The organism is Mesorhizobium sp. M7A.F.Ca.AU.002.02.1.1 (assembly GCF_003998535.1).
In the GTDB taxonomy this organism is placed as follows: Bacteria; Pseudomonadota; Alphaproteobacteria; order Rhizobiales; family Rhizobiaceae; genus Mesorhizobium; species Mesorhizobium ciceri.
The window spans coordinates 1-2450 of sequence record NZ_RZPB01000837.1 but is presented as its reverse complement, the minus strand read 5'-3'; the positions used below and the strand labels follow the sequence as shown (position 1 = coordinate 2450).

The 2450-nt window shown below is 59.6% G+C and carries 4 protein-coding genes; 1 reads left to right on the top strand and 3 read right to left on the bottom strand.

Going from position 1 to position 2450, the window contains the following annotated elements; all coding sequences use genetic code 11:
- A partial coding sequence (locus EN879_RS32065) for a GtrA family protein (RefSeq protein ID WP_127274528.1) occupies window positions 1–323 on the top strand: 323 nt, incomplete at its 5' end.
- Window positions 324–326: 3 nt separating this feature from the next.
- Here the strand turns inward: EN879_RS32065 and EN879_RS32060 are convergent.
- The 3 genes from EN879_RS32060 to EN879_RS32050 form a co-directional block, all read right to left on the bottom strand.
- Window positions 327–950: a hypothetical protein gene (locus EN879_RS32060; RefSeq protein WP_063170802.1), complete on the bottom strand. Its 624-nt coding sequence runs from the start codon at window positions 948–950 to the stop codon at window positions 327–329.
- On the bottom strand, window positions 937–2184 hold the full coding sequence (locus EN879_RS32055; protein ID WP_063170803.1) for a hypothetical protein: 1248 nt from the start codon (window positions 2182–2184) through the stop codon (window positions 937–939). The genes EN879_RS32060 and EN879_RS32055 overlap by 14 nt, the downstream gene beginning before the upstream one ends.
- The coding region (locus tag EN879_RS32050; protein ID WP_245493902.1) for a hypothetical protein at window positions 2181–2450 on the bottom strand (270 nt) is incomplete at its 5' end. The genes EN879_RS32050 and EN879_RS32055, both read right to left, overlap by 4 nt.

Here is a 2450-nt window from a genome sequence, read left to right as displayed (position 1 = left end):
GTTTCACGCCCGTCCAGGCTTCGCTTGGGGCATATGCCGCAGCCGCCTTGTTTTCGTATCTCGCGCACAAATACCTGACGTTCGTGTCGGGCCGGTCGCATCGAACCACAGCGCCACGTTTTCTCCTGCTGGCGGCAACAGGCTTTGCCATTGCCTATGGCGCGCCGGCACTTATGACGGTGAAGCTGGGCTTGCCGCTCGTCGTTCCCGTCCTGATTACGTGCCTGCTCGTTCCCACCATCAATTTCTTCGTTCTTGACCGGTGGGTTTTTGCCGATCGCCGTCCCGGTCGGCACGGCAACCGCTCCCGCCAGCGGCGATAATATTTAAACGGCGTCCAGTCGAAACGACACCAATTTGATGGAGCGTTTGTAAATGCTGCTGGCGGCCTTGCTGGGCAGGATCCCGTCGAGATAGTCAAACGTCATCTCGAACGTGCTGGCGTTTGAAAAAGCTGCGTGCGGAATGAAGAACGAGACGGTCATGGGTTGCTTGCCCGACAGCGTGATCTTATGCACGGATACGCCATGGACTGAGATTATCACCCTCTGGGTCATCTGTGGCGGACGAACGACAGCGGCCATTTGTAGCGTTGCCTTTAGGCCGTCGCGAAGCGGCGGTATCTGCAGGCGAAGCCGCGAGGTTTCACCCAGCGAATGTGTGCCGTCGGCTGCTGGCCCCGACCAGCCACAAACTTTCATGCCGGAAGCCCGTTTGGCGCCGTCGGACCGGAAGGACACTGTCTGGCCGAGTGAGTAGCTGCCAACGGTATCGCGGTTGAGGCAGGTTGTCGTGCGGTCGATGTAATAGGCCCGATAGTCGGGGTGGACATTCGGATGGAGAGCCAGCGCAAGGATGAGGATTTCGGACACGGCCAAAGCCGCGGCGAGCGCGTAACCCCCAAGCGAGATCGCGCGTGCGTAGGGGTTGCCGACGTCAGACCAAAGCAAGGTAGCCCCCAATCCATGCCACCGTCATGAAATAGCAGGCGACCAGGAAGAGAAACAAAGCGGCTATCCAGGTCAGTTTCGATGCCGACAGCAAGAACGCCATCAACAGTATCAGAGGCGCAAGCCCAATGACGTATCTGACCATGGAGGCCAGATTCGTAATCAATGGCACGACAATGCTGATCGCGCAAAAGATACCAGCGCCATATTGCTTGCGAGCCATCAGCACGACTGATAACGCCAGCCCGGCGATTGCCGCGAGCGCACTCCATTGCGGCGCCGTGGGCAGCCACCCGGTCTTGGGAAACGCTGAGAGGCCGTCCCACAGAAACAGGATCGGGTTCCCAGCCACTCGTCCAAAGGCGCGTTGGACGTGCAGGAACGCAAAGCCGTCGCCGACAGTGACATACAAAAACAGGATGTAAGCGAACAAGCCGGCAGGCGAGATCAAGATAGCGACGAGCAGATCCGGCCGACCGAGCACCCAACGAGGAAAGGAGAGTGGTGAGCCGCCCCCTTTCCGATGCTGTTGGAACATTTCAATGACGGTCGCAAAGACGACAAGGACCCCAACAAGCCGCGTTGCCGAGAGGAGCGCTGACGAGATGCCAGCGGCGGGATAGCTGGAGCGTTTGAGTGCCAGGAAAACGCTCGAGGTCAGGAGCACGAAAAGAGGTTCGGAAAGGAAAGTGGTGAAGTGGAAGGAGAACGGGCCACTAAGCAAAAAAGCGCAGTACAGCACATAGGCCCGCATGTTCTTCTTCAGCAGCGGCCATGCCACCAGACATGCGGCGTAGCTGCATGCAAGTGAAGCGACGGTTGCGACCACTATCGTGGGGAAAGGAAAAATCGCTCGGATCACCGCTACCAGCATCGGGTAGAATGGAAAGAAGCCCCATCGTCCGACATTGCTTTGGTTCGGGATGGGAAAGCGCTCGTAGCCGCGTTCGGAAATGTCCACATACCAGTGGCAATCCCATCGGCAGAGCGCACGAGCATAAGACCCGAAGCCTGGTTCTGCCAATGTTGAAGCAACAGCGGCATAACGGATGGCAAGGCCAGTGAAACCGAACAGGAGCGGGACTGCCACCACCGCTGCCGCTACCATGTGGCGCCTGTTGATCGTCGGGCCGTAGTCGGGGAAAATCTCGAACTGCTCTGCGCCCTTCATCGACGGCGCATCGCCGGGGCTCTTGATGGCCGGGACGAGATTGTCAGTCCCGGATTTTCTCATCGCGGAGCACCGGCGCGGCGCGTTTCCATCCCCTGATGGGAGCCCGCTTCGACTGTGACCAAACCGCCGACCGTGGCCTTGCCAGCTTCATAGTCGACCGGCGTGGCGTGGCCCGGCGCCTTTGCCTTCTCCGGCGCGTTGCTTCCCCGACGGTCGTCGCGCAGTTCCAGATGAGTGACGCCGCCTGCCGTCACCTCGAGCCCAAAGTCGATGCCAGTCTGTCTCTGCGCCATGTGAGAGATTCTGGAGCGCGGCCGGCGGTCGTC

Bases quoted from the DNA above. Each gene is read 5' to 3' on its own strand.
- EN879_RS32055 (WP_063170803.1), bottom strand. From the start codon at position 2,184: ATGAGAAAATCCGGGACTGACAATCTCGTCCCGGCCATCAAGAGCCCC.